22 protein-coding genes are annotated in these 22984 nt (G+C 70.4%); 16 read left to right on the top strand and 6 right to left on the bottom strand.

Annotated elements, in window-relative coordinates:
- The first annotated feature begins 60 nt into the window (after positions 1-60).
- On the top strand, positions 61-1620 hold the full coding sequence (locus ACZ41I_RS12025; protein WP_399766109.1) for an alpha/beta hydrolase: 1560 nt from the start codon (positions 61-63) through the stop codon (positions 1618-1620).
- Positions 1621-1767: 147 nt separating this feature from the next.
- Entirely contained in the window at positions 1768-2166 is a 399-nt protein-coding gene (locus tag ACZ41I_RS12030; RefSeq protein ID WP_399766112.1) for a RidA family protein, read from the top strand.
- 40 nt (positions 2167-2206) lie between these two features.
- On the opposite strand, the gene ACZ41I_RS12035 is transcribed toward ACZ41I_RS12030, so the two are convergent.
- The gene (locus ACZ41I_RS12035) at positions 2207-2794 is read right to left on the bottom strand and encodes an adenylosuccinate lyase (RefSeq protein ID WP_468513987.1); all 588 of its coding nucleotides are present in this window, start codon (positions 2792-2794) and stop codon (positions 2207-2209) included.
- 395 nt (positions 2795-3189) lie between these two features.
- On the opposite strand from ACZ41I_RS12035, the gene ACZ41I_RS12040 reads away from it, so the two are divergent.
- The 9 genes from ACZ41I_RS12040 (at position 3190) to pssA (ending at position 14106) form a co-directional block, all read left to right on the top strand.
- Entirely contained in the window at positions 3190-4995 is a 1806-nt protein-coding gene (locus tag ACZ41I_RS12040) for a 3-hydroxyacyl-CoA dehydrogenase family protein (protein ID WP_468513988.1), read from the top strand.
- 154 nt (positions 4996-5149) lie between these two features.
- Positions 5150-5968, top strand: a complete 819-nt coding sequence (locus tag ACZ41I_RS12045) for a TetR family transcriptional regulator (protein ID WP_399766121.1) — start codon at positions 5150-5152, stop codon at positions 5966-5968.
- Between the two features lie 397 nt (positions 5969-6365).
- Positions 6366-7703, top strand: a complete 1338-nt coding sequence (ccrA, locus tag ACZ41I_RS12050) for a crotonyl-CoA carboxylase/reductase (protein ID WP_363217076.1) — start codon at positions 6366-6368, stop codon at positions 7701-7703.
- A gap of 9 nt (positions 7704-7712) precedes the next feature.
- A complete protein-coding gene (locus ACZ41I_RS12055; RefSeq protein ID WP_363217072.1) occupies positions 7713-9740 on the top strand; it encodes a protein meaA in 2028 nt (675 codons plus the stop codon).
- The gene (locus ACZ41I_RS12060; RefSeq protein WP_363217071.1) at positions 9737-10702 is read left to right on the top strand and encodes an HpcH/HpaI aldolase/citrate lyase family protein; all 966 of its coding nucleotides are present in this window, start codon (positions 9737-9739) and stop codon (positions 10700-10702) included. Before ACZ41I_RS12055 ends, ACZ41I_RS12060 begins: the two co-directional genes overlap by 4 nt.
- 15 nt (positions 10703-10717) lie before the next feature.
- Positions 10718-11230 (top strand): MaoC family dehydratase, encoded by a 513-nt coding sequence (locus ACZ41I_RS12065; protein ID WP_399766125.1) that lies wholly within the window; start codon positions 10718-10720, stop codon positions 11228-11230.
- The gene (locus ACZ41I_RS12070) at positions 11230-12435 is read left to right on the top strand and encodes an acyl-CoA dehydrogenase family protein (RefSeq protein ID WP_228620643.1); all 1206 of its coding nucleotides are present in this window, start codon (positions 11230-11232) and stop codon (positions 12433-12435) included. Before ACZ41I_RS12065 ends, ACZ41I_RS12070 begins: the two co-directional genes overlap by 1 nt.
- 170 nt (positions 12436-12605) lie before the next feature.
- Positions 12606-13262: a phosphatidylserine decarboxylase gene (locus ACZ41I_RS12075; protein WP_363217069.1), complete on the top strand. Its 657-nt coding sequence runs from the start codon at positions 12606-12608 to the stop codon at positions 13260-13262.
- Between the two features lie 22 nt (positions 13263-13284).
- Complete coding sequence (gene pssA, locus ACZ41I_RS12080; protein ID WP_363217075.1) at positions 13285-14106, top strand: CDP-diacylglycerol--serine O-phosphatidyltransferase; 822 nt, start codon at positions 13285-13287, stop codon at positions 14104-14106.
- Positions 14107-14197: 91 nt separating this feature from the next.
- On the opposite strand, the gene ACZ41I_RS12085 is transcribed toward pssA, so the two are convergent.
- Positions 14198-15334 (bottom strand): glycerate kinase, encoded by a 1137-nt coding sequence (locus ACZ41I_RS12085; protein ID WP_468513989.1) that lies wholly within the window; start codon positions 15332-15334, stop codon positions 14198-14200.
- 218 nt (positions 15335-15552) lie between these two features.
- On the opposite strand from ACZ41I_RS12085, the gene ACZ41I_RS12090 reads away from it, so the two are divergent.
- From ACZ41I_RS12090 to ACZ41I_RS12105, 4 genes are read left to right on the top strand one after another with little or no spacing between them, the layout of a single operon-like run.
- Positions 15553-16629, top strand: coding sequence for an ADP-ribosylglycohydrolase family protein (locus ACZ41I_RS12090; RefSeq protein WP_399766131.1), 1077 nt, complete (start codon positions 15553-15555; stop codon positions 16627-16629).
- A gap of 28 nt (positions 16630-16657) precedes the next feature.
- A complete protein-coding gene (locus ACZ41I_RS12095) occupies positions 16658-17152 on the top strand; it encodes an NUDIX hydrolase (RefSeq protein ID WP_363217066.1) in 495 nt (164 codons plus the stop codon).
- Positions 17149-17409, top strand: coding sequence for a hypothetical protein (locus ACZ41I_RS12100; RefSeq protein WP_468513990.1), 261 nt, complete (start codon positions 17149-17151; stop codon positions 17407-17409). Before ACZ41I_RS12095 ends, ACZ41I_RS12100 begins: the two co-directional genes overlap by 4 nt.
- A 58-nt stretch (positions 17410-17467) precedes the next feature.
- Positions 17468-18205 (top strand): SIR2 family NAD-dependent protein deacylase, encoded by a 738-nt coding sequence (locus ACZ41I_RS12105; protein ID WP_468322717.1) that lies wholly within the window; start codon positions 17468-17470, stop codon positions 18203-18205.
- A 49-nt stretch (positions 18206-18254) separates the two neighbouring features.
- Here the strand turns inward: ACZ41I_RS12105 and ACZ41I_RS12110 are convergent, their stop codons facing one another.
- Both ACZ41I_RS12110 and ACZ41I_RS12115 read right to left on the bottom strand, forming a co-directional pair.
- Positions 18255-18944 carry a hypothetical protein gene (locus ACZ41I_RS12110; protein WP_468513991.1) on the bottom strand — a complete coding sequence of 230 codons (690 nt, stop codon included), beginning with the start codon at positions 18942-18944 and terminating at the stop codon, positions 18255-18257.
- A 206-nt stretch (positions 18945-19150) separates the two neighbouring features.
- Positions 19151-19600: a hypothetical protein gene (locus ACZ41I_RS12115; protein WP_468513992.1), complete on the bottom strand. Its 450-nt coding sequence runs from the start codon at positions 19598-19600 to the stop codon at positions 19151-19153.
- Between the two features lie 193 nt (positions 19601-19793).
- Between ACZ41I_RS12115 and ACZ41I_RS12120 the strand changes: the two genes are divergently transcribed.
- Complete coding sequence (locus ACZ41I_RS12120) at positions 19794-20753, top strand: D-2-hydroxyacid dehydrogenase family protein (RefSeq protein ID WP_468322726.1); 960 nt, start codon at positions 19794-19796, stop codon at positions 20751-20753.
- An 82-nt stretch (positions 20754-20835) separates the two neighbouring features.
- Here the strand turns inward: ACZ41I_RS12120 and ACZ41I_RS12125 are convergent, their stop codons facing one another.
- Together ACZ41I_RS12125 and ACZ41I_RS12130 are read right to left on the bottom strand one after the other, a co-directional pair.
- Positions 20836-21327: a methylated-DNA--[protein]-cysteine S-methyltransferase gene (locus tag ACZ41I_RS12125; protein ID WP_468514095.1), complete on the bottom strand. Its 492-nt coding sequence runs from the start codon at positions 21325-21327 to the stop codon at positions 20836-20838.
- Positions 21328-21367: 40 nt separating this feature from the next.
- A complete protein-coding gene (locus ACZ41I_RS12130) occupies positions 21368-22846 on the bottom strand; it encodes an AlkA N-terminal domain-containing protein (protein WP_468513993.1) in 1479 nt (492 codons plus the stop codon).
- Between the last annotated feature and the right edge of the window lie 138 nt (positions 22847-22984).

A 22984-nucleotide genomic window follows, 5' to 3' on the forward strand; every position in this document is an offset into this window, starting at 1 on the left:
ACGATGCGGCGAGAGAGGTGACCCTCGCGGTCCGCCGAAACCTCCGTCCCGGGAGGACGCATGAGAACACGCGCAGCCGTGCTGTGCGCAGCCGCCGTCGTGCTGGCGGGCTCGGTCACCGCTTTGCCCGCGCAGGCCGCCCCGGCCGCCCCCGCCGCGCGGCTCGCCTGGACGAAGTGCGGCACCGACGACTATCCGACGCTGCAGTGCGCCTCCCTCAAGGTGCCGCTGGACCACGCCGACCCGTCGGGCCGGCAGATCACGCTCGCCCTCTCCCGCGTCCCGCACACCGCGCAGACCTTCCAGGGCCCGCTGCTGGTCAACCCCGGCGGGCCCGGCGGCAGCGGCCTGGACCTCGCCGGACTCGTCGCCTCGGGACTGCCCAGGAGCGTCGCGGCGCAGTACGACGTCATCGGCTTCGACCCGCGCGGCGTCGGCGCGAGCAGCCCGGACCTCGATTGCGCGCCCGGTCACTTCACGACGGTGCGCCCCGACAGTGTGCCCGCCACGGTCGCGCTGGAACGGACGAACCTCGACCGTGCGCAGTCCTTCGCCGCCGCCTGCGGCCGCAAGTACGCGGACGTGCTGCCGTACATCGACACGGTCAGCACCGTGCGCGACATGGACCTGATCCGTGCGGCCGTCGGCGCGCCGAAGGTCAGCTACTTCGGCTACTCCTACGGCACCTACCTCGGCGCGGTGTACGCGAAGCTGTACCCGCAGCGGGTCCGCCGTATGGTGCTGGACTCGGTCGTCGACCCGACCGGCGTCTGGTACGAGGACAACCTCGGCCAGGACTACGCCTTCGACGACCGTCACCGCGCGCTGATGGCCTGGATCGCCCGGTACGACGCGACGTACCACCTCGGCAAGGACCCCCAGCAGGTCGAGGCCGAGTGGTACGCGATGCGGGCGGCCCTGGCGAAGAAGCCGGCCGGCGGCGAGGTGGGCGCCTCCGAGCTGGAGGACACCTTCATCCCCGGCGGCTACTACAACGGCTACTGGCCCGACCTCGCCGAGGCGTTCGCGGCGTACGCGCGCGACAAGAAGTCCGGGCCCCTGATGGAGGCGTACGAGAACCTCGGTGCCGTGGACGACTCCGGCGACAACGGCTACAGCGTCTACTCTGCGGTGCAGTGCCGTGACACCTCCTGGCCCGGCAGCTGGCAGCAGTGGCGCACGGACGCCTGGGCGGTGTACACCAAGGCGCCCTTCATGGCCTGGAACAACCTCTGGTACAACGCGCCGTGCGCCTTCTGGCCGACCGCACGGCGCAAGCCGGTGGACATCGCCAACGCCAAGCTGCCGCCGGTCCTGCTCTTCCAGGCGACCGACGACGCGGCCACGCCGTACCCCGGCGGTGTGACGGTCCACCGTCTGCTCGCCGGTTCCAGCCTGGTGGTCGAGGAGGGCGGCGGCAACCACGGCATCACGCTGAGCGGCAACGACTGCCTGGACCGGTACCTGGCCGCCTATCTGACGGACGGCCGGGTGCCGCGGGGCTCGGGGGTCGCCGACGCGGTCTGCGCCAAGTCCCCCGACCCGAAGCCGGAGGCGCCGAGGGCGGCGTCGGCGGCATCGCGGGGACTGGCGTTGCACCGCTTGCTGGGCTTCCGCTAGGCGCCAGGCGCTCCGCTGAGGGCGCCGCGGAATGCCGTCTGCCGTCGAATGCCGTCTGCCGTCGTCTGCCGTCTGCGGCATGCAGGTGGCCGGTCGCGCAGTTCCCCGCTTCGGGGCGCTGTCAGTGGGCTGGTCCATCATGGGGCCATGAGTGAACCGACCCGGATCGCCGCCCCGGACGGCGTCGCCCCCGCGGCCCAGTACAGCCATGTCGTCTCGGCGGCCGGCCGCTTCGTCGCCGTGTCCGGCCAACTCGCCCTGGACGAGCAGGGCAAGCTGGTCGGCAGGGGCGACCCCGCGGCTCAGGCACGCCAGGTGTTCGAGAATCTGAAGCGCTGTCTGGCCGCCGCCGGTGCCGGTTTCGAACACGTCGTCAAACTGACGTACTTCGTCACCGACACGGCCCATCTCCCCGCGATCCGCGCGGCCCGCGCCGCCCACATACCCGACGACCGCCTCCCGGCGTCCTCCGCGGTGCGGGTGGCCGGGCTGGTGGCCCCGGAGTTCCTGATGGAGATCGAGGCGCTCGCGGTGGTGGGCGACTAGGGGGTGGGGGCGGCGTGCTCTGTCACCTCGTCTCCGTCCTTCACCTCGTCTCCTCCTTCTGCTGCGGGATCCGTGCCAGTGCGTGCACCGCCGCCTCGGCCAGGGCCGGGTGGGCCAGGGCCTCGGTCAGGACCCGGCGGGCGCGGGGGTCGCCCAGCAGGCCGAGGCCCTCCACGCAGGCGAGGGCGACCCGGCGGTAGGGGTCGTGCGGGCGCAGGCGGCGTTCCAGGGTGGTGATCAGGGCGGGCACGGACTCGGGCGCGCCGAGTTCGGCCAGCAGCCGTACCGGGTGCAGGGCGTAGGCCACGCGCAGTTCGTTCGTCGCCAGGGCCGCCGCCGCGCGGGCCGTGCGGGGGTCGCCGAGGCGGGCGAGGGCGTAGGCGGCAGAGGCGCAGCGGGGCGGGTCGCGGTGGTTGAGGAGGAGCACCAGGGACTCGAAGGCGCGCCGGTCGCCCGCGAGGCCGAGCCGGAACGCGGCCAGTTCCCTGGCCCACAGCGGCTGTCCGGGCGCGGTGAGCACATGAGCGAGTTCGTCGTGGTCCTCGGTCGCGAGCAGCCGGTCGTACGCCGCCGAGCCGCCCGACTCCTGCCGTAAGCGCTCCGTGAGTGATCGCAACTCTTCGTCCACGAAGGCCAGCGTAGGGGGGTGGCGAGGCCGGAGGGAGCTACATCACAAAGTCCGGTGCGAACTGGGGGCTGGCGCGCTCGTTACCCGCCGGTTAAGCTCAGACGAGCGAGTTACCCACTCGCGCTTCCGCTGACGACGGTCTGGTGACGCGGCCGTCGTGAGCATTGGTCGGTTCGGTACGACGTGTACCGCAGTACGACCCGGCTCCGGGACAGGGCCGGTCGGATTCCCTGCCGAGTGCCACTCGCGGGCGATGTGCATCGCCCGTGGCACCGGCGGCACCGGGCGTGTGCGCTCAGCAGCCCGGCAACACCCGCATCCCTTCCGCTCCGCGGTGCGCCCCTCGGCGCACCCGGCGCGTTCCTCGTCGTCACCCTCATTCCTGGAGTCCCGCGATGGCCACTCCCCTTTCCGACTCAGCTCTGTCCCCGCTCAAGACGATCGCCGTCGTCGGCCTCGGCACCATGGGCACCGGCATCACCGAGGTCCTCGCCAAGGCGGGCCGCGAGGTGATCGGCATCGACATCAGCGAGGCCCAGGCCGCGAAGTCGCGCGCCGCCCTGGAGGCCTCCACCGCCCGCTGTGTCGAGCGCGGCCGGCTCACCGAGCAGGAGCGCGCCGAGGCCCTCGCCCGGGTCCGCACCGGCACCGACCTCGCCGCGGCGGCCGACGCCGACCTCGTCATCGAGGTGGCTCCCGAGTCGTACGAGATCAAGCAGCAGATCTTCCGCGAGCTGGACGGCATCGTCCGCCCGGAGACGATCCTCGCGACCGGCACCAACGCGCTGTCCGTCACCCGGCTCGCGGCCGACTCGGCCCGCCCCGAGCGGGTGCTCGGCCTGCACTTCTTCAACCCGGCCCCGGCGATGAAGCTGGTCGAGGTGGTCTCCTCGGTGCTGACCGCACCGCAGGCCGTCGCCGCGGTCACGGACCTCGCGATCGAGCTGGGCAAGGAGCCGGTCGCGGTCGGCGACCGTCCCGGTTTCGTCGCGGACGGCCTGCTCTTCGGCTACCTCAACCAGGCCGCCGCGATGTACGAGGCCCGGTACGCCTCCCGCGAGGACATCGACGCGGCGATGCGGCTCGGCTGCGGCCTGCCGATGGGCCCGCTCGCGCTGCTGGACCTGATCGGCGTCGACACGGCGCGTACGGTCCTGGAGGCCATGTACGCCGAGTCCCGCGACCGGCTGCACGCCCCGGCGCCGATCCTGAAGCAGCTCAGCGAGGCGGGGCTGACCGGCCGCAAGTCCGGGCGGGGCTTCTACACCTATGCGGCGCCGGGCAGCGCCACGGTCGTGCCGGACGCGCTGACCCCTGCGGCGGACGGTGCGACGACTCGGGGCCGCGACATCCGCTCCGTCGGCGTCGCCGGCTCGGGCACCATGGCGTCCGGCATCGCCGAGGTCTTCGCCAAGGGGGGCTACGACGTCGTCCTGGCCGCCCGCAGCGCGGAGAAGGCCCAGGCCGCCAAGGCCCGTATCGGCAAGTCTCTTTCGCGCTCTGTCGACAAGGGCCGGCTGACCGCCGAGGCCGCCGCGCAGATCCTGGACCGGATCACCCCGGCGGGCTCCTACGACGCCTTCGCCGAGGTCGACCTGGCGGTCGAGGCGATCGCCGAGGACCTGGAGATCAAGCGGCAGCTGTTCGCCACGCTGGACAAGATCTGCAAGCCCGGCGCGGTCCTCGCCACCACCACCTCCTCGCTGCCCGTCGTGGCCTGCGCCCGCGCCACCTCGCGCCCGCAGGACGTGATCGGCATGCACTTCTTCAACCCGGCGCCGGCGATGAAGCTGGTGGAGGTCGTGCGGACCGTGCTGACGGCCGACGACGTCCACGCGACCGTCCACGAGGTCTGCACGAAGATCAAGAAGCATACGGTGGACTGCGGCGACCGGGCCGGCTTCATCGTGAACGCGCTGCTGTTCCCGTACCTCAACAACGCGATCAAGATGGTCCAGGAGCACTATGCGTCCCTGGACGACATCGACGCGGCGATGAAGCTCGGCGGCGGCTACCCGATGGGTCCCTTCGAGCTGCTGGACGTGGTCGGCCTGGACGTCTCGCTGGCCATCGAGAAGGTCCTGCACCGCGAGTTCCGCGACCCCGGCCTCGCCCCGGCCCCGCTGCTGGAGCACCTGGTGGCCGCGGGCTGCCTCGGCCGCAAGACCGGCCGCGGCTTCCGCGAGTATGCCCGCCGCTGACGGCGGCGGCGACTGGTCCCACGCGGAGACCGACTGGGGCGGACTGCTCGGCCCCGCGGACGTGCCCCCGCCCTCCTGGGGCGGGGGCGGTCCCGGGGGCGGGAGAAACCCCGCACCCGCGCACCGAACTGCGCACATGCAGTACGTTCGGGTCATGTCCCAGCCCGCCAAGTCCTCCCGTACACCAGCTACGCCCGACGCGCCGGAAAGTGCCGCAGGCAGTCGCGCCGCCGCCCAGCGGCTCAAGATGCGCCGAGAACTGGCGGCCGCAGCCATGGAGCTGTTCGCGACCAAGGGGTACGAGGCGACCACCGTCGACGAGATCGCGGCCGCCGCCGGGGTCGCCCGCCGCACCTTCTTCCGCCACTTCCGTTCCAAGGAAGAGGCGATCTTCCCGGACCACGACGACACGCTGATCCGCGCCGAGGCGGTCCTCAACGCCGCCCCCGCGCACGAGCATCCGCTCGACACCGTGTGCCGCGGCATCAAGGAAGTCATGAAGATGTACGCGGCCCGGCCGGAGATCTCGGTCGCCCGCTACAAGCTCACCCGAGAGGTGCCCACTCTGCGGGAGGCCGAGATCGCCTCGGTCGCCCGCTACGAGCGCCTCTTCACCCGTTACCTGCTCGGCCACTTCGACGAGCACGCGCACGCCGACGACGCCAACGACGACCCACTGCTGGCCGAGGTGGCCGCCTCGGCGGTCGTCACCGCCCACAACCACGTCCTCAGGCGCTGGCTCCGGGCGGGCGGCCAGGGGGACGTGGAGGCGCAGCTGGACCACGCCTTCGCGATCGTACGCAAGACGTTCGGCTCGGGCATCGGCGCCGGCCGCGGCACCGCCGCGAAGCCGGCGGCCACGGTCCCCGCGACGGCGTCCGCGCACGGCGAGGTCCTCGTCACGGTCGCTCGCACCGACGCCCCGCTGGACGAGGTCATGCGGACCATCGAAGAGGCACTGAAGGAGCGCTGAGCCCGCTTCCCCGCTGTGACGACGGCCACCCGACCGGGTGGCCGTTTTGGCATGTCAGGGCCTGTTTTCCAGCAGATTTCAGGGCCCGTTCGATCGATCATCGCTCATTTGTTACGTAAAGATTTCACCTGAGGCCAAGTTCTGGCACTCAGTGCCTTGTCACCTGACACGCGGTGTCATACGTTGAAGGTGTCCGGGCTGTCCCGGCAGGCCCACCGCCTGCGCGCCCGGTCGCCTGCGTCACAGGCACCTCCCGCGCCACAAAGCGCTGCCGAAGCACCACCGAGCCGAACCGACGGCACCTCCAAAACCCTCAGCAGCAGCACTCAACGCAGCACCGACGAACCCTCAGCGCCCCTCCCTCAGGGCGCTCACCGCCGGAGGCAACACCGTGACCGTGAAGGACATCCTGGACGCGATCCAGTCGAAGGACGCCACGTCCGCCGACTTCGCCGCCCTGCCGCTCCCCGAGTCGTACCGTGCGATCACCGTGCACAAGGACGAGACGGAGATGTTCGCGGGTCTGGAGACCCGCGACAAGGACCCGCGCAAGTCCATCCACCTCGACGAGGTGCCCGTGCCCGAACTCGGCCCGGGCGAGGCCCTGGTGGCCGTCATGGCCTCCTCGGTCAACTACAACTCGGTGTGGACCTCGATCTTCGAACCGCTGTCCACCTTCGGGTTCCTGGAGCGCTACGGCCGCACCAACGAGCTGGCCAAGCGCCACGACCTGCCGTACCACATCATCGGCTCCGACCTCGCGGGCGTCGTCCTGCGCACCGGCCCGGGCGTCAACGCCTGGAAGCCCGGTGACGAGGTCGTCGCCCACTGCCTGTCCGTCGAGCTGGAGTCCTCCGACGGCCACAACGACACGATGCTCGACCCGGAGCAGCGCATCTGGGGCTTCGAGACCAACTTCGGCGGCCTCGCCGAGATCGCCCTGGTCAAGTCCAACCAGCTGATGCCGAAGCCGGACCACCTCAGCTGGGAGGAGGCCGCGGCCCCGGGCCTGGTGAACTCCACCGCCTACCGCCAGCTGGTCTCCCGCAACGGCGCCGGCATGAAGCAGGGCGACAACGTGCTCATCTGGGGCGCGAGCGGCGGCCTCGGCTCCTACGCCACGCAGTTCGCCCTGGCCGGCGGCGCCAACCCGATCTGCGTCGTCTCCAGCGAGCAGAAGGCGGACATCTGCCGCGCGATGGGCGCCGAGGCGATCATCGACCGCAACGCCGAGGGCTACAAGTTCTGGAAGGACGAGGAGACCCAGGACCCGAAGGAGTGGAAGCGCTTCGGCAAGCGCATCCGCGAGCTGACCGGCGGCGAGGACGTCGACATCGTCTTCGAGCACCCCGGCCGCGAGACCTTCGGCGCCTCGGTCTACGTCACCCGCAAGGGCGGCACCATCGTCACCTGCGCCTCCACGTCCGGCTACATGCACCAGTACGACAACCGGTACCTGTGGATGTCCCTGAAGCGGATCATCGGCTCCCACTTCGCCAACTACCGCGAGGCCTGGGAGGCCAACCGCCTCATCGCCAAGGGCAAGATCCACCCGACGCTGTCGAAGGTGTACTCGCTGGAGGACACCGGCCAGGCCGCCCACGACGTCCACCGCAACGTCCACCAGGGCAAGGTCGGCGTGCTCTGCCTCGCGCCCGAGGAAGGCCTCGGTGTGCGCAACGAGGAGATGCGCGCCAAGCACATCGACGCCATCAACCGCTTCCGGAACGTCTGAGAGCCATAGATGACAGAGCGTCAGAAGGACCGTCCGTGGCTCATGCGGACGTACGCCGGCCACTCGACGGCCGAGGCGTCCAACGAGCTGTACCGGCGCAACCTCGCCAAGGGCCAGACCGGTCTGTCGGTGGCGTTCGACCTGCCGACGCAGACCGGCTACGACCCCGACCACATCCTCGCCCGCGGCGAGGTCGGCCGGGTGGGCGTGCCCGTCGCGCACCTCGGTGACATGCGCCGGCTGTTCCAGGACATCCCCCTGGAGCAGATGAACACCTCGATGACGATCAACGCCACCGCCATGTGGCTGCTGGCGCTCTACCAGGTCGTCGCCGAGGAGCAGGGCGCGGACATCACCAAGCTCCAGGGCACGACCCAGAACGACATCGTCAAGGAGTACCTGTCCCGCGGGACCCATGTGTTCCCGCCGGGGCCGTCGCTCCGCCTGACGACGGACATGATCGCGTACACGGTCTCCCACATCCCGAAGTGGAACCCGATCAACATCTGCAGCTACCACCTGCAGGAGGCCGGGGCCACGCCGGTGCAGGAGATCGCGTACGCGATGTCCACCGCCATCGCCGTCCTGGACGCCGTGCGCGACTCCGGCCAGGTGCCGCAGGAGCGCATGGGTGACGTCGTCGCCCGCATCTCCTTCTTCGTGAACGCGGGCGTCCGCTTCATCGAGGAGATGTGCAAGATGCGGGCCTTCGGCCGCATCTGGGACAAGGTCACACGGGAGCGGTACGGCATCGAGAACCCCAAGCAGCGCCGCTTCCGCTACGGCGTCCAGGTCAACTCGCTCGGCCTGACCGAGGCGCAGCCGGAGAACAACGTCCAGCGGATCGTGCTGGAGATGCTGGCGGTCACCCTCTCCAAGGACGCACGCGCGCGTGCCGTGCAGCTGCCCGCCTGGAACGAGGCCCTCGGCCTGCCCCGCCCCTGGGACCAGCAGTGGTCGCTGCGCATCCAGCAGGTGCTGGCGCACGAGAGCGACCTGCTGGAGTACGAGGACATCTTCGAGGGCTCGCACGTCATCGAGGCCAAGGTGAACGCCCTCGTCGAGGAGTCCCTCGCGGAGATCGACCGGATCCAGGAAATGGGCGGCGCGATGGCCGCCGTCGAGTCCGGTTACCTCAAGGCGCAGCTGGTCTCCTCGCACGCCGAGCGGCGGGCGCGGATCGAGTCCGGCCAGGAGAAGATCGTCGGCGTCAACATATTCGAGACGACCGAGCCCAACCCGCTGACGGCCGATCTGGACACCGCGATCATGACGGTCGATCCGGCGGTCGAGGCCCGCGTCATCGCCTCGCTGCAGCAGTGGCGCGACACGCGCTACCAGCCGCCCTTCAACCACCCGCGCCCCTGCAAGGCGCTGGAGCGGCTGAAGGAGGCCGCCAAGGGCACCGACAACCTGATGGAGGCCACGCTGGAGTGCGCCCGCGCCGGGGTCACGACCGGCGAGTGGGCCGCGGCCCTGCGCGAGGTGTTCGGCGAGTACCGGGCGCCCACTGGGGTCTCCTCCGCTCCGGTGGCCGTCGCCGCCGAGCCGGGTTCCGCGCTCGCCGAGGTCCGCGCCAAGGTGGACGCCACGGCGCGCGACCTGGGCGTGGGCAAGCTGCGCTTCCTGGTCGGCAAGCCGGGCCTGGACGGGCACTCCAACGGCGCCGAGCAGATCGCCGTACGCGCGCGTGACGCCGGCTTCGAGGTGGTCTACCAGGGCATCCGGCTCACCCCGGAGCAGATCGTGGACGCGGCCCTCGCCGAGGACGTGCACGCGGTGGGCCTGTCGATCCTGTCCGGTTCGCACGCCCAGCTGGTGCCGGACGTGCTCCAGCGGCTGCGTGTGGCCGGTGCCACAGATATACCCGTGATCGCAGGTGGCATCATCCCGAACGGGGACGCCGACCAGCTCAGGGCCGCCGGAGTGGCCGCCGTCTTCACCCCGAAGGACTTCGACATCACCGGAATCATCGGCCGCATCGTCGACGAGATCCGGAAAGCGAACAAGCTCGACCCTCTGGAGGTCCCCGCATGACCACCCCCGTCAACCGCCTCCGTCCGCGGCGTTCCTGCCTGGCCGTACCGGGCAGCAACCCGCGCTTCCTGGAGAAGGCGCAGGGTCTTCCGGCGGACCAGGTCTTCCTGGACCTGGAGGACGCGTGCGCGCCGCTCGCCAAGCCGGAGGCGCGGCACACCATCGTCAAGTTCCTCAACGAGGGCGACTGGACGGGCAAGACGCGGGTGGTGCGCGTCAACGACTGGACGACCGAGTGGACGTACCGCGATGTCGTCACGGTGGTCGAGGGTGCCGGCCAGAACCTCGACTGCATCATGCTGCCGAAGGTGCAGAACGCCGAGCAGGTCGTCGCGCTGGACCTTCTGCTCACGCAGATCGAGAAGACGATGGGCTTCGAGGTCGGGAAGATCGGCATCGAGGCGCAGATCGAGAACGCCCAGGGCCTGAACAACGTCAACGCGATCGCCGAGGCCTCCCCGCGCCTGGAGACGATCATCTTCGGCCCGGCCGACTTCATGGCCTCCATCAACATGAAGTCGCTGGTCGTGGGCGAGCAGCCGCCCGGCTACCCGGCGGACGCCTACCACTACATCCTGATGAAGATCCTGATGGCCGCCCGCGCCAACAACCTCCAGGCGATCGACGGCCCCTACCTGCAGATCCGCAACGTCGACGGCTACCGCGAGGTCGCCCGGCGTGCCGCCGCGCTCGGCTTCGACGGCAAGTGGGTGCTGCACCCGGGCCAGGTCGAGGCGTCCAACGAGATCTTCTCGCCCTCGCAGGAGGACTACGACCACGCCGAGCTGATCCTGGACGCGTACGACTACTACACGTCCGAGGCGGGCGGCAAGAAGGGCTCCGCGATGCTCGGCGACGAGATGATCGACGAGGCCAGCCGCAAGATGGCCCTGGTCATCGCGGGCAAGGGCCGGGCCGCCGGCATGCAGCGCACGTCGAAGTTCGAGATCCCCGCCAGCTAAGGAGCCCTGAGCACGATGCAGTTCGGACGCACCTACGAGGAGTTCGAGGTCGGGGCGACGTACAAGCACTGGCCGGGCAAGACGGTCACGGAGTACGACGACCACCTGTTCTGTCTCCTCACCATGAACCACCACCCGCTCCACATGGACACGAACTATGCGGAGAAGACGACGGACTTCGGCAAGAACGTCGTCGTCGGGAACTACATCTACTCGCTGCTGCTCGGCATGTCCGTGCCGGACATCTCCGGCAAGGCGATCGCCAACCTGGAGATCGAGTCGCTCAGGCACGTGGCGCCGACCTTCCACGGCGACACCATCTACGGCGAGACGACCGTGCTCGACAAGTGGCCGTCGAAGTCGAAGAACGACCGCGGGATCGTCTACGTCGAGACCAAGGGCTACAAGCAGGACGGCACGCTCGTGTGTGTCTTCCGCCGCAAGGTCATGGTGCCGACCGAGACCTACATCAAGGAGCGCGGCGGCGAGCAGCCCGGCCGCCCGGAGCTGAAGCAGCAGGAGAAGTAATGGCGCGCCTCGCCCAGACCGCCGGTCTGACCGACGTCCAGCAGGAGATCCTGTCGACGGTCCGTGACTTTGTCGACAAGGAGATCATTCCGGTCGCGACCGAGCTGGAGCACCGCGACGAGTACCCGCAGCAGATCGTCGACGGCCTGAAGGAACTCGGCCTCTTCGGCCTGATGATCCCCGAGGAGTACGGGGGTCTGGGCGAGTCGCTCCTCACCTATGCGCTGTGCGTGGAGGAGATCGCCCGGGGCTGGATGTCGGTGTCCGGCATCATCAACACCCACTTCATCGTCGCGTACATGCTCAAGCAGCACGGTACGCAGGAGCAGAAGGACCACTTCCTGCCGAGGATGGCGGCCGGCGACATCCGGGGCGCCTTCTCGATGTCGGAGCCGGGTCTGGGCTCCGATGTGTCGGCGATCACCTCGAAGGCGGTGAAGGACGGCGACGAGTACGTCCTGAACGGCCAGAAGATGTGGCTGACGAACGGCGGCACGTCCTCCCTCGTGGCCGTTCTCGTCCGGAGTGACGAAGGACACGCCGAGGGAACCGCGCCCCACAAGTCGATGACGACCTTCCTGATCGAGAAGGAGCCGGGCTTCGGCGAGGTCCGGCCGGGCCTGACGATTCCCGGCAAGATCGAGAAGATGGGCTACAAGGGCGTCGACACGACCGAGCTCATCATGGACGGCCTGCGCGTTCCGGCCGATCGGGTGCTCGGCGGGGTCACCGGCCGAGGTTTTTACCAAATGATGGACGGCGTCGAGGTCGGCCGGGTCAACGTGGCGGCGCGCGGCTGCGGCGTCGCCCAGCGCGCCTTCGAGCTGGGTGTGCAGTACGCCCAGCAGCGGCACACCTTCGGCAAGCCGATCGCCCAGCACCAGGCCATTCAGTTCAAGCTGGCGGAGATGGCCACCAAGGTCGAGGCCGCGCATGCGATGATGGTCAACGCGGCACGCAAGAAGGACTCCGGCGAGCGAAACGATCTCGAGGCCGGAATGGCGAAATACCTCGCCTCCGAGTACTGCAAGGAGGTCGTGGAGGACGCCTTCCGCATCCATGGCGGCTACGGCTTCTCCAAGGAGTACGAGATCGAGCGCCTCTACCGCGAGGCCCCGATGCTGCTCATCGGTGAAGGTACCGCCGAGATCCAGAAAATGATCATCGGCCGCCGATTGCTCGAAGAGTACCGGTTCCAGGGCTGAATGTCCGGATACGGGGTGTTTTCTTCGAGAAGAAGATCACACCCCGTTGACGGTGTTCGGCCGCCGACTCGGCTTCCCAGCTTGCCCAGTTGTAGGCCGCGACCGGTACGATCCCCGGAAAGCCGCCGTCCCCCGTCATAGCGCGGCATCATCCGCTACGAAGGTCATCCATGCCCCACAGCCAAACCTCTGCACCTCGCGACAGCCGAGCCGGCGTACGCCTCGCGCGCGGAGCATCGCCGTGGCTTCTCCCGACCGTCGCCACCGCAGCCCTCAGCCTGGCCCGTGCCCGACGCTCCGGCGCGGCCCGGGCCGTGGCCGTCCCCGCCACCGCCCTGGCGGCGGGCATGCTGTGGTTCTTCCGCGACCCCGAGCGCGAGATCGCCCCGGGCCGGGTCATCTCGCCCGCCGACGGTGTGGTGCAGAGCATCATGCCGTGGAAGGACGGGCGCACCCGCGTCGCGATCTTCATGAGCCCGCTGAACGTCCACGTCAACCGCGCACCCCTCGCGGGCACGGTGACGTCCGTCGAGCACATCCCCGGCGGCTTTGTTCCGGCTTTCAACAAGGAGAGCGAGAACAACGAGCGCGTAGTCTGGCATTTCGACACCGAACTCGGCGACATCGAGATGATCCAGATCGCCGGCGCGGTGGCCCGCCGCATCGTGCCCTACATCCCGGAGGGCACGAAGGTCGAGCAGGGCGACCGTATCGGTCTGATCCGCTTCGGCTCGCGTGTCGACCTCTACCTGCCCGAGGGTGTGGAGGTCGCGGTCGAGGTCGGACAGAAGACCGTGGCTGGGGTGACTCGCATTGACCGTGATTGATCCGGAGACCCAGGCGGGCTGGGTGCCCGAGGCCGACGAGGTGGACGAAGAAGAGGAGATGCCCCTCTCGCTCCGCCTGTCGATAGCGGACACCCTCACCCTGGGGAACGCCACGTGCGGCTTCATGGCGGTGTACTTCACCACCACCGGCATCCTGATCCCGCACCTGACGGGCAATGACGAGTCCGCGGGCATGGCGCGGCACAGCGCCGCCACGGCCGTCATCCTGATGCTCTGCGCGGCCGTCTTCGACCTGTTCGACGGACTGGTGGCCCGGAAGCTGCGCTCGTCCCCCATGGGCGCGGAGCTGGACAACCTCTCCGACCTGATCAGCTTCGGGCTGGCGCCCGCGTACTTCGTGCTGGTCTACGGCATGGTCGCGGACGACGCGCACCAGCGGGTGGCGGCGGTGGGGGCGATCGTGGTGCTGCTGGCGGTCGTGCTCAGACTCGCCCGCTTCAGCTGCGTGACGATGAAGGACGGCATGTTCCAGGGCATGCCCTCGCCGTTCGGCGCGCTGACGGTCGTCTCGATCGTGCTGCTGGAGCTGCCGTTCGTGGCGACGCTGCTGGCGATCCTCGGGACCGCCTGGCTGATGGTGAGCCGGGTGGAGTACCCGAAGCCGAGGGGGCGCCTGGCCGGGGCCATGCTGTCCTGGATCGTGCTGTCCATGGGCCTGCTGGCGGCGTGGGCCTTCGACGCGCCGAGCGGCCAGCTCCTGCTGCAGACGGGGTGCGCGCTGCAGCTGGTCATGGGCGCGGTGATTCCGCTGTTCGCCACCGCTCGGCGGGTGAACAACTTCCGCGACAACCGCCGCGAGGCTCGGGCGGCGCAGTTGCCGTAGCCCGGCATACGGGCAAGGGCCCCGGACCCGGTGACGGGTTCGGGGCCCTTCGCTGTCCTCACCCCCTGGGGGCCTCAGTCCCCAGGGGTTCTCAGCCCAGGTAGTCCTCGGCGATCCGGACGGCGACCCGCTCCAGGATCGGCCCCGCATCCGCGATGCACCTGGCGACGTCGGGCTCGACCGAGGTGAGCGGGTAGGCCCGCTCGATCCCGGCCTGCAGCAACGCCTCCGTCGGCAGCGCAAGCCTCCCGCACACCGCCACCACGGCCTTGCCCGCGGAGCGCGCCGCGGCAGCAACCCCCGCCGGTGCCTTCCCGTGCAGCGTCTGCTCGTCCAGCGACCCCTCACCGGTGATCACCAGGGAGGCCCGCGCCAGCGCGGGGGCGAAGCCCAGGACGTCCAGCATGACCTCGATGCCGGGCCGGAAACGGGCGCCCAGCAGCAGCGCGCCGTAGCCGATGCCACCCGCGGCACCCGCACCCGGGGCCGCCGCATGCTCGGCGGCACGCGGGCCCACGGCCGCCTCCAGCACCTTGGCGAAATGGGCGAGCGCCGCGTCCAGGGCGTCCACGTCGTCCGGGGTGGCGCCCTTCTGCGGGCCGTACACCGCCGGCGCGCCCTTCGGCCCGGTCAGCGGATTGTCGACGTCGCTGGCGAGGACCAGCTCCACGGACGACAGCCGCGCGTCCAGGCCGGACAGGTCCGCACGCGCCAGGTCGGCGAGCCCGCCGCCGCCCGGCGAGACCGGTTCCCCGTCCTCGTTCAGGAACCGCGCACCCAGCGCAGCCAGCATGCCCGCGCCGCCGTCCGTCGTGGCGCTGCCGCCGACGCCGAACACGATCGTCCGCGCGCCCGCGTCGAGCGCGGCCCGCAGCAGCTCGCCGGAGCCGTACGTCGAGGCCGTCAGCGGCGCGAAGACCCCGGCCGGGAGGCGCTGGAGGCCACTCGCCTCGGCCATCTCCACGACGGCGGTGTCGCCGCGCAGCGCGAACGCGGCCGTCACCTCCTGGCCCAGCGGCCCGGCGACCCGGACCTCCCGCCGCTCGAAACCGGCCGCGACCGCCGCGTCCACGGTCCCGTCGCCGCCGTCGGCCACGGGCAGCGCCTCGACCGACAGGTCCGGCACGACCCGGCGCAGCCCGGCCGTCACCCGCTCGGCGACCTGCACGGCCGTCAGCGAGCCCTTGAACTTGTCCGCGGCGATGAGCACCCGACGGGTCTCGTTCACTGCAGCGTCCGCCACCTTGCTTTCCCCTTGCTCTCCGGGCCCCGCGCACGTCAGGGCCAGTCGCGCCGCTGCGACCTTAACCGGAGGACACCCTCGCCGTCATGCCCCGACCGAAGGCTGGGAAGCGCCCGGGAACGGCCGGGAAGCGCCTGGGAGGCAGCCGGGAGGACGTCGGGAGGAGCCGGGAAGAACCTGGGGAAAACGGGTAGACCCCAGCCATGACCAGCCAGCGCCCCGGACCTGCCGCCCTCGCCGACCGCATCCACGGCGGCTGGCTGGGCCGGATCGCCGGCAACATGCTCGGCAAGCCGGTCGAGCAGGGCGAGGTGTGGACCCGCGAGCGCATCGACCGCTATCTGCGGGGGGCCGCGGCCCTGCCGCTCACCGACTACCTGCCGGAGCCCGCCGACCCGGCCGAGACCGCCGTACTGCGCCCGGAGTGGCGTGTCTGCGTGCGCGGCCGGATCCACGGCAGCTGCCGGGACGACGACGTCGACTACGCGATCCTCGGCCTGCACCTGCTGGAGACGCACGGCTTCGGCTTCAGCACCGAGCAGGTCGGCGACCTGTGGCTGCTCAGGCTGCCGTACCTGCAGACGTTCACCGCGGAACGGGCGGCGTACCGCAACCTCGCGAACGGGCTGAAGCCGCCGCTGACGGCGACGTACGACAACCCGTACCAGGAGTGGATCGGCGCGCTGATCCGCGCCGACGTGCACGGCTGGACCCGCCCCGGCGACCCGGCCGGCGCCGCCGCCCTGGCCCGCCGGGACGCGGTGCTCTCGCACACGGGCAACGGCGTCTACGGAGCCATGTGGGCGGCCGCGCTGATCGCGGCGGCGTTCACCGCGCCGAGCGTGCGGGACGCGCTGGAGAGCGCGCTCGCCGTCATCCCGGCCGGCAGCCGCCTCGCCCGTACCGTACGGCGCGTCATGACCCTGCACGAGACGCGGCTGCCCTGGGAGGAGACCCTGGCCACGCTGTCCGCGGAGACCGCCGGGCTCGGCTGGATCCACACCGTCCCGAACGCCGCGGTCCTCACCGCCGGGCTGCTGTACGGTGACGGCGACTTCACCCGGACCATCACGCTGACCGTGCGCGGCGGCCTGGACACGGACTCCAACGGGGCGACGGCCGGCTCGGTGGCCGGGGTCCTCACCGGCGCGGAGGCGATTCCTTCCCAGTGGAAGGACCCGCTTCAGGACACGGTACGGAGCGCGGTGTTCGGCTTCGACGGCGTTCGGATCAGTGCGCTGGCGGAACGCACCGTGCGCCTGGCGACGGCGGCCCCATAGCCGTACGGCGGCTGGTTACCCTTCCCCAATGACCACGACTGGTGACTTCGCCACGTACATCGCGAGCCTGCCCCGCGTCCTCGCCGGTGCCGCCGCGCTCTTCCGGGACGAAGAGGGGCGCGTGCTGCTGGTCGAGCCGAACTACCGCGAGGGCTGGGCGCTTCCGGGCGGCACGATCGAGTCGGACGACGGGGAGACACCGCGCCAGGGCGCCCGCCGGGAGACGCTGGAGGAGATCGGGCTCGACCGGCAGCTCGGCCGGCTGCTGGCCGTGGACTGGACGCACGGCGAGGGCCGCCCGCCGCTGGTGGCCTACCTGTACGACGGCGGTGTCCTCGGAGACGCCGACCTCAAGGCGATCCGCCTGCAGGAGGAGGAACTGCTCTCCTGGCGGCTGGTCCCGCGCGAGGAGATCACCGCCCACCTGCCCGGCGCCCTCGGCCGCCGCGTCCTGACCGCACTGGACGTCCTGACGGCCGGCTCCGGCACGGCGGAGCTGGAGAACGGCCACCGGGTGGCATGAGCGACCCCGGTCGGGCCGACACCGACCGCGGCTGCCTGCGCCTGGTCCTCGCCGTGCCGCTGACCCTGCTCACCCTCGTCGCCGGCTTCTTCTGCCGGGCGGCACTGGTGACCCGCCCGTCGGGCACCTGGGACCACGACGCGTACGCCGCCATCGTCCTGCCCTGCCTTCCCACCCTCGCCGCCGCGGCGGCCGCGCTCGGGCTGCGGCTGCTCGGCCGACGGGTGCTGGGCCGGCGCTGGGCGACGCTCGGCTGAGGGGTGGGCGGCGTTATCCGTTCGCGGCGCCACGCCCGCCCGGCCTACCCTCGACGGCATGACCAAGCCTCTCGTGGCCGTGCTCAGCGGTGCCGGTGTCTCCACGGATTCGGGGATCCCCGATTATCGCGGTCCGAACGGACTGTGGCGGCGGGATCCGGAGGCCGAGAAGCTCGTCACGTACGAGTACTACATGGCGGACCCGGAGATCCGGCGGCGCTCCTGGCAGATGCGGCGCAAGAACCGCACGCTCCAGGCCCAGCCGAACGCCGCACACCGGGCCGTGGCCGAGCTGGAGCGGTCCGGGATACCGGTCAGGGTGATCACACAGAACGTCGACGGACTCCATCAGCTCGCCGGCATGCCCGCCCGCAAGGTGCTCGAACTGCACGGCAGCGCACGGAGCGTGGTCTGTACGAAGTGTCGCGCGCGCGGGCCGATGGAGGACGCCCTCGCCCGTGTCGAGGCCGGAGAGGAGGACCCGGCGTGCCTGGAGTGCGGCGGCATCCTCAAGTCGGCCACGGTGATGTTCGGCGAACGGCTCGACCCCATGGTGCTCGGCGAAGCCGTGGCCATCACCAAAGCCTGCCAGGTGTTCATCGCCGTCGGTACCAGCCTCCAGGTGCAGCCCGCCGCTGCCCTCGCAGGCCTCGCCGCCGACCACGGCGCCCGACTGATCATCATCAACGCCGAGCCCACGCCGTATGACGACCGCGCCGACGAAGTCGTACGGGAACCGATCGGCACCGCACTGCCCAGAATCCTCCGCAGGTTCAGCGCCGAGAGCACGCTCTAGGCTCCTCAAGGCGTCCTTCGGTCTTGGCCTTACGCAGCCGTATCGTCCGTTACGTAGGATTCTTGAGATAGCCCACCCGGAATGTTTCCACGGCAGTGTCACTGTCGTATTTGACGGGAACAAGAAGAGTCCAGCGCCCGGCGCTGCTTTTTACGCAAACGCTTTCATTCGCGTGCATCTCATACAGAAAAACCACGTCCTCAGGGCGCCCGCGGGAAGCACACGCGGGGACCAGGTCATTGGTGATTACTGACACCGTAGTATCGGCCGTCTCATAAGTTTGGCCATAGAAGAGCCGCTCGCCATCCAAATGAACGTCGTAATTCTGTCCCCCTTCCCGACCGAGACGCATGCTGTCAACATCGAGGTAATTTCCGTCACCAACCTCGATGTCCTGTGGGGCGTCCATGTACTTGTCCAGCGCGTGCGCCGGGTCCGATTCCGGAGTTCTGTCCGGCGTTTCCGAGACGCCGGCTGCTGAGGGAACCTCACTCTGCGTGGTGGGCACCGGTGCACTTTTCGAAGGAGCACTCGAAGGCGAACGTGATCCGGGATGTGCATCAACCTTGTCTCGACCGCCACTGAAGGTCCCGACCACCCCAGTGATCAACGCGACCACAATCAGAACAGCTCCCAGGCCCACCAGCTTGGATTTGTGCTTGTCGTAGATCGGGGCAATTGATCCAGCGACCACTCCGCCGATGCCGGCCAACAAACTTGCCCACTGTGCACTGTTCATGATCGGCCCCCCGGCTCCATGCGATGTCCGCATCGTGCCCCACATCAATGTCACTCACACGACGATCGAGTGAAACAGCCGCCCTTGTGGCGCTTCTGTTGCAGAGCAGTGCAGGTCCAGAAGATCCGGAAGTCGGCGACGGTGATGTTCGGCGAACGGCTGGACCCCGTCGGCGTCGCCGACCACGGCGCCCGCCTGATCATCCGTCAGGGGCCGCCGCAGCTCACATAGGCCTCGTACCAGTACTCGGCCTCGGACACGATGACGAGGGAGTCCAGTGTCCCCGACAGGAACATCCACGGATCCTCGATCGCCTTCCGCAATCGGGCCGTCCAGCCTTGCCCGGGGACCTCGCACTCCAGCCAGGGCAAGGTACCGAGATGGCTCCTCACGTAGAGCCGGCCGCTCATGGAGGTCCGGGTCAGCAACCCGTCCAGCCACGCGTCGAGTTCCTCCGGCGACGTGTCGTCGGGAAGCCGGTCGGTCGGGGCCGTGTGGATGCACCGGGATCGCCTGATCGCAGCCGTCACCCACTCCGGCTCCGCACCCGGCTGAAGGCTGCCGCCGGTGCGCACATCGCCGAGCCTGTCCTCGATGATCTTCAGCGCGGCCTTTTCCCGGTGCTCCCGGAGTTTCCGCTGCAACCTGCTTTCCACCGCACCGCTCCCGCTCGGGTACATGACGCTTCGACAGCGTCCGGGGCCCGGTTGCGCACCCCGTCGCTGTCCGTCGGCGCCCCCCTCGCCCGGCCCGTCGACCGGTAGGGGCAAGATCTTCCTGCGGTGGCCGCCCGGCCGGGCGGCCACCCGTGTCTGTGCTCCGACAGCGCAATTCTCCGGGAGGAACGACATGCGATTCCGCTGCGCCGTACTCGACGACTTCCAGAACGTGGCGGTCACGTCCGCCGACTGGTCGGTGCTGGGCGACCGCGTTGAAGTCGTCTCGTTCGGTGAGCACTTCGCGAGCGAGGACGAACTCGCCGCCGCGCTCGCCGACTTCGACTGTGTGGTCACACTGCGCGAGCGTGTGCCGTTCCCGGCGAGTCTGCTGAACCGGCTGCCCCGGCTGAGGCTCCTGATCGCCTCCGGTATGCGCAACTCGGTGATCGACCACGCGGCGGCGAAGGCGGGTGGCGTCACCGTGTGCGGGACGGAGAGCTCCGGCACACCGCCGGTCGAGCTGACCTGGGCCCTGCTGCTGGGCCTCGCCCGCGGCATCGTCGAGGAGAACAACGCGCTGCGCGCGGGCGGCCCCTGGCAGTCCACCGTCGGTGCCGACCTGCACGGCCGTACGCTCGGGCTGCTCGGCCTGGGCAGGATCGGCAGCCGGGTGGCGCAGGTCGGGCTCGCCTTCGGGATGGAGGTCGTCGCCTGGAGCCAGAACCTCACCGAGGAGCGCGCCGACGAGGCCGGCGTACGCCTCGCCCCCTCCAAGGAGGAACTGCTCGCGAGCAGCGACTTCGTGTCCGTACACCTCTCGCTGAGCGACCGGACCCGCGGGCTGATCGGCGCCGCCGAACTCTCCCTGCTCAAGCCGACCGCCTACCTGATCAACACCTCGCGGGCCGCGATCGTCGACCAGGACGCGCTGCTCGCCGCGCTGCACGAGGGCCGTATCGCCGGCGCCGGTGTCGATGTCTTCGACGTGGAACCGCTGCCCGCCGACCACCCGATGCGCAGCGCGCCGCGCCTGCTGGCCACCCCGCATCTGGGCTATGTGTCCCGCGCCAACTACGCGCGCTACTACGGCCAGGCCGTGGAGGACATCCAGGCCTATCTCGACGGCGCCCCGGTCCGGCTCCTCGGCTGACGTGCCCGTCGCGGCCTCCGGCGGACCGCACGCCGCCGGAGCCGGCCATGGGTCGAGGAGCGGGAAGAGGGCCGTCTCCTGCTCAGAAGAGGGCCGTGCCGCGTTCGAAGTCCAGCAGCCGGCGCTTGCGGTCCAGGCCGCCGCCGTAGCCGGTGAGGTTGCCGTCGGAGCCGATGACGCGGTGGCAGGGGACGATGATCCCGACGGGATTGCGCCCGTTGGCCAGGCCCACGGCACGGGAGGCACCGGGGCTGCCGAGGGCGTCGGCGAGTTCGCCGTAGGTGCGGGTCTCGCCGTAGGGGATGCGGGTGAGCTGTGCCCAGACGCTGCGCTGGAACGGCGTTCCCCCAAGGGCGAGTTCGACGGTGAACTGCGTCAACTCCCCCGCGAAGTACGCCGTCAGCTGCTCCCCGGCCTCGGCGAAGACGGCCGGGGTGTCGTCCCGCGGGCCGAAGTTCTCCTCGGCCGGGCGGTGCCGCTGGCCGTTCATGTACAGCCCGCACAGGGCGCCGTCGGCGTCGGCGACCAGGGTGAGCGGGCCGTAGGGGCTGTCGATCACGGTGTGGCAGGCCACGGATGTCGCGGCTGTCATGGAAGTCACGGGTGCAACCTTCTTACACGGGGAGGAAGTTGATCGGATGGCTGTCGGTCGCCCACAGGTACTGCACCGCGTACGCCCGCCACGGCCGCCATGCCTCGGCGCGGGCGGTGAGCGCGGCCGGGGTGGACGGCAGGCCCAGCTCCCCCGCCGCGCGCCGGATGCCGAGGTCGGTGGGGAGGAAGGCGTCGGGGTCGCCGAGGGCGCGCATGGCGATGACGTCGACGGTCCAGGGGCCGAAGCCGGGGAGGGCGAGGAGCCTGGCGCGGGCCTCGGACCAGTCGCTCTCGACGCCCAAGTGGAGGGTGCCGTCGGCGAGTTCGCGGACGAGGGTGGTGAAGGTGGTGCGCCGGGTGCGGGGCATCGCCAGCGTCCCGGGGTCGACGGCGGCCAAGGCCTCGGGGGACGGGAACAGGTGGGTGAGGCCGCCCTCGGGGTCGTCCAGGGGCTTGCCGTGCGCGGTGACCAGGCGGGCCGCATGGGTGCGGGCGGCGGCCGTGGACACCTGCTGCCCGAGTACGGCACGGACGGCGAACTCGGCCTCGTCGACCGTGCGTGGCACACGGCGGCCGGGCGCCTTGTCGACCAGGGGCGCGAGGAACGGGTCCGTGCGCAGGTGGTCGTCGACGGCGACGGGGTCGGCATCCAGGTCGAGCAGGCGGCGGCAGCGGCTGATCGCCACGGTCAGGTCGCGCAGGTCGCTCAGGGTGAGACGGCAGGCGATGTGATCGGGGCGGGGGGTGAGCGCGACGATCCCGTGGCCGTACGGCAGCCGGAGCGTGCGCCGGTAGGCGCCGTCCCGCCACTCCTCGACGCCGGGTATGGCCGTGGCGGCGAGGTGGCCGAAGAGGTTGGAGGGGTTGAGCGGGGCGCGGAACGGCAGCCGCAGGCTGATCCCGCCGGGTGTGCCGGTCCCGGACTCGGGCGCTCGGGTGCGCAGCTCGCTCGGGGTCAGGGCGAAGACCTCGCGGACGGTGTCGTTGAAGGTGCGGATGGAGGAGAATCCGGCCGCGAAGGCGATCTCCGCCATGGGCAGTGGGGTGGTCTCGATGAGCAGCCGCGCGGTCTGGGCGCGCTGGGCACGGGCGAGCGCGAGGGGTCCTGCGCCCAGTTCGGCGAGCAACTGCCGCTCCACCTGGCGGGTGCTGTAGCCGAGCCGGACGGCGAGGCCGGGCACGCCCTCGCGGTCCACGACGCCGTCGGCGATGAGCCGCATGGCGCGGGCCACCAGGTCGGCGCGCTGGTTCCACTCCGGCGAGCCCGGGCTGGTGTCCGGGCGGCAGCGCTTGCAGGCCCTGAACCCGGCCTGCTGGCAGGCGGCCGCGCTCGGGTAGAACGTCATGTTCTCCGGTTTGGGCGGGACGACGGGGCAGCTGGGCCGGCAGTAGATCCGGGTGGTCACAACCGCCGTGAAGAACCACCCGTCGAACCGTGCATCCTTGGACTGCACGGCGCGTACGCAGTGCTCACGGTCGAGGTGGGTCGCTGTCTGCATGCCTCCAGCATCGGCCACCCGGGGCAGCCCGTGCTGGCGGAAATCCGACACCAGCCTCCGCCGGCCTGCCCGGTTCCCGAATCCGGGGTGGGGTGCGAGGGATGCCCGGGGGCCGGTGCAAGCCGGGGGTCGGCCGCC

The sequence above is a fragment of the Streptomyces sp. NPDC030799 genome (assembly GCF_055572255.1).

Bases quoted from the DNA above. Each gene is read 5' to 3' on its own strand.
- ACZ41I_RS12025 (WP_399766109.1), top strand. From the start codon at position 61: ATGAGAACACGCGCAGCCGTGCTGTGCGCAGCCGCCGTCGTGCTGGCG.
- ACZ41I_RS12055 (WP_363217072.1), top strand. From the start codon at position 7,713: ATGACAGAGCGTCAGAAGGACCGTCCGTGGCTCATGCGGACGTACGCC.
- ACZ41I_RS12065 (WP_399766125.1), top strand. From the start codon at position 10,718: ATGCAGTTCGGACGCACCTACGAGGAGTTCGAGGTCGGGGCGACGTAC.
- ACZ41I_RS12120 (WP_468322726.1), top strand. From the start codon at position 19,794: ATGCGATTCCGCTGCGCCGTACTCGACGACTTCCAGAACGTGGCGGTC.
- ACZ41I_RS12030 (WP_399766112.1), top strand. From the start codon at position 1,768: ATGAGTGAACCGACCCGGATCGCCGCCCCGGACGGCGTCGCCCCCGCG.
- ACZ41I_RS12095 (WP_363217066.1), top strand. From the start codon at position 16,658: ATGACCACGACTGGTGACTTCGCCACGTACATCGCGAGCCTGCCCCGC.
- ACZ41I_RS12130 (WP_468513993.1), bottom strand. From the start codon at position 22,846: ATGCAGACAGCGACCCACCTCGACCGTGAGCACTGCGTACGCGCCGTG.
- ACZ41I_RS12100 (WP_468513990.1), top strand. From the start codon at position 17,149: ATGAGCGACCCCGGTCGGGCCGACACCGACCGCGGCTGCCTGCGCCTG.
- ACZ41I_RS12110 (WP_468513991.1), bottom strand. From the start codon at position 18,944: ATGAACAGTGCACAGTGGGCAAGTTTGTTGGCCGGCATCGGCGGAGTG.
- ACZ41I_RS12040 (WP_468513988.1), top strand. From the start codon at position 3,190: ATGGCCACTCCCCTTTCCGACTCAGCTCTGTCCCCGCTCAAGACGATC.
- ACZ41I_RS12060 (WP_363217071.1), top strand. From the start codon at position 9,737: ATGACCACCCCCGTCAACCGCCTCCGTCCGCGGCGTTCCTGCCTGGCC.
- ACZ41I_RS12090 (WP_399766131.1), top strand. From the start codon at position 15,553: ATGACCAGCCAGCGCCCCGGACCTGCCGCCCTCGCCGACCGCATCCAC.
- ACZ41I_RS12105 (WP_468322717.1), top strand. From the start codon at position 17,468: ATGACCAAGCCTCTCGTGGCCGTGCTCAGCGGTGCCGGTGTCTCCACG.
- ACZ41I_RS12070 (WP_228620643.1), top strand. From the start codon at position 11,230: ATGGCGCGCCTCGCCCAGACCGCCGGTCTGACCGACGTCCAGCAGGAG.
- ACZ41I_RS12045 (WP_399766121.1), top strand. From the start codon at position 5,150: ATGTCCCAGCCCGCCAAGTCCTCCCGTACACCAGCTACGCCCGACGCG.
- ACZ41I_RS12075 (WP_363217069.1), top strand. From the start codon at position 12,606: ATGCCCCACAGCCAAACCTCTGCACCTCGCGACAGCCGAGCCGGCGTA.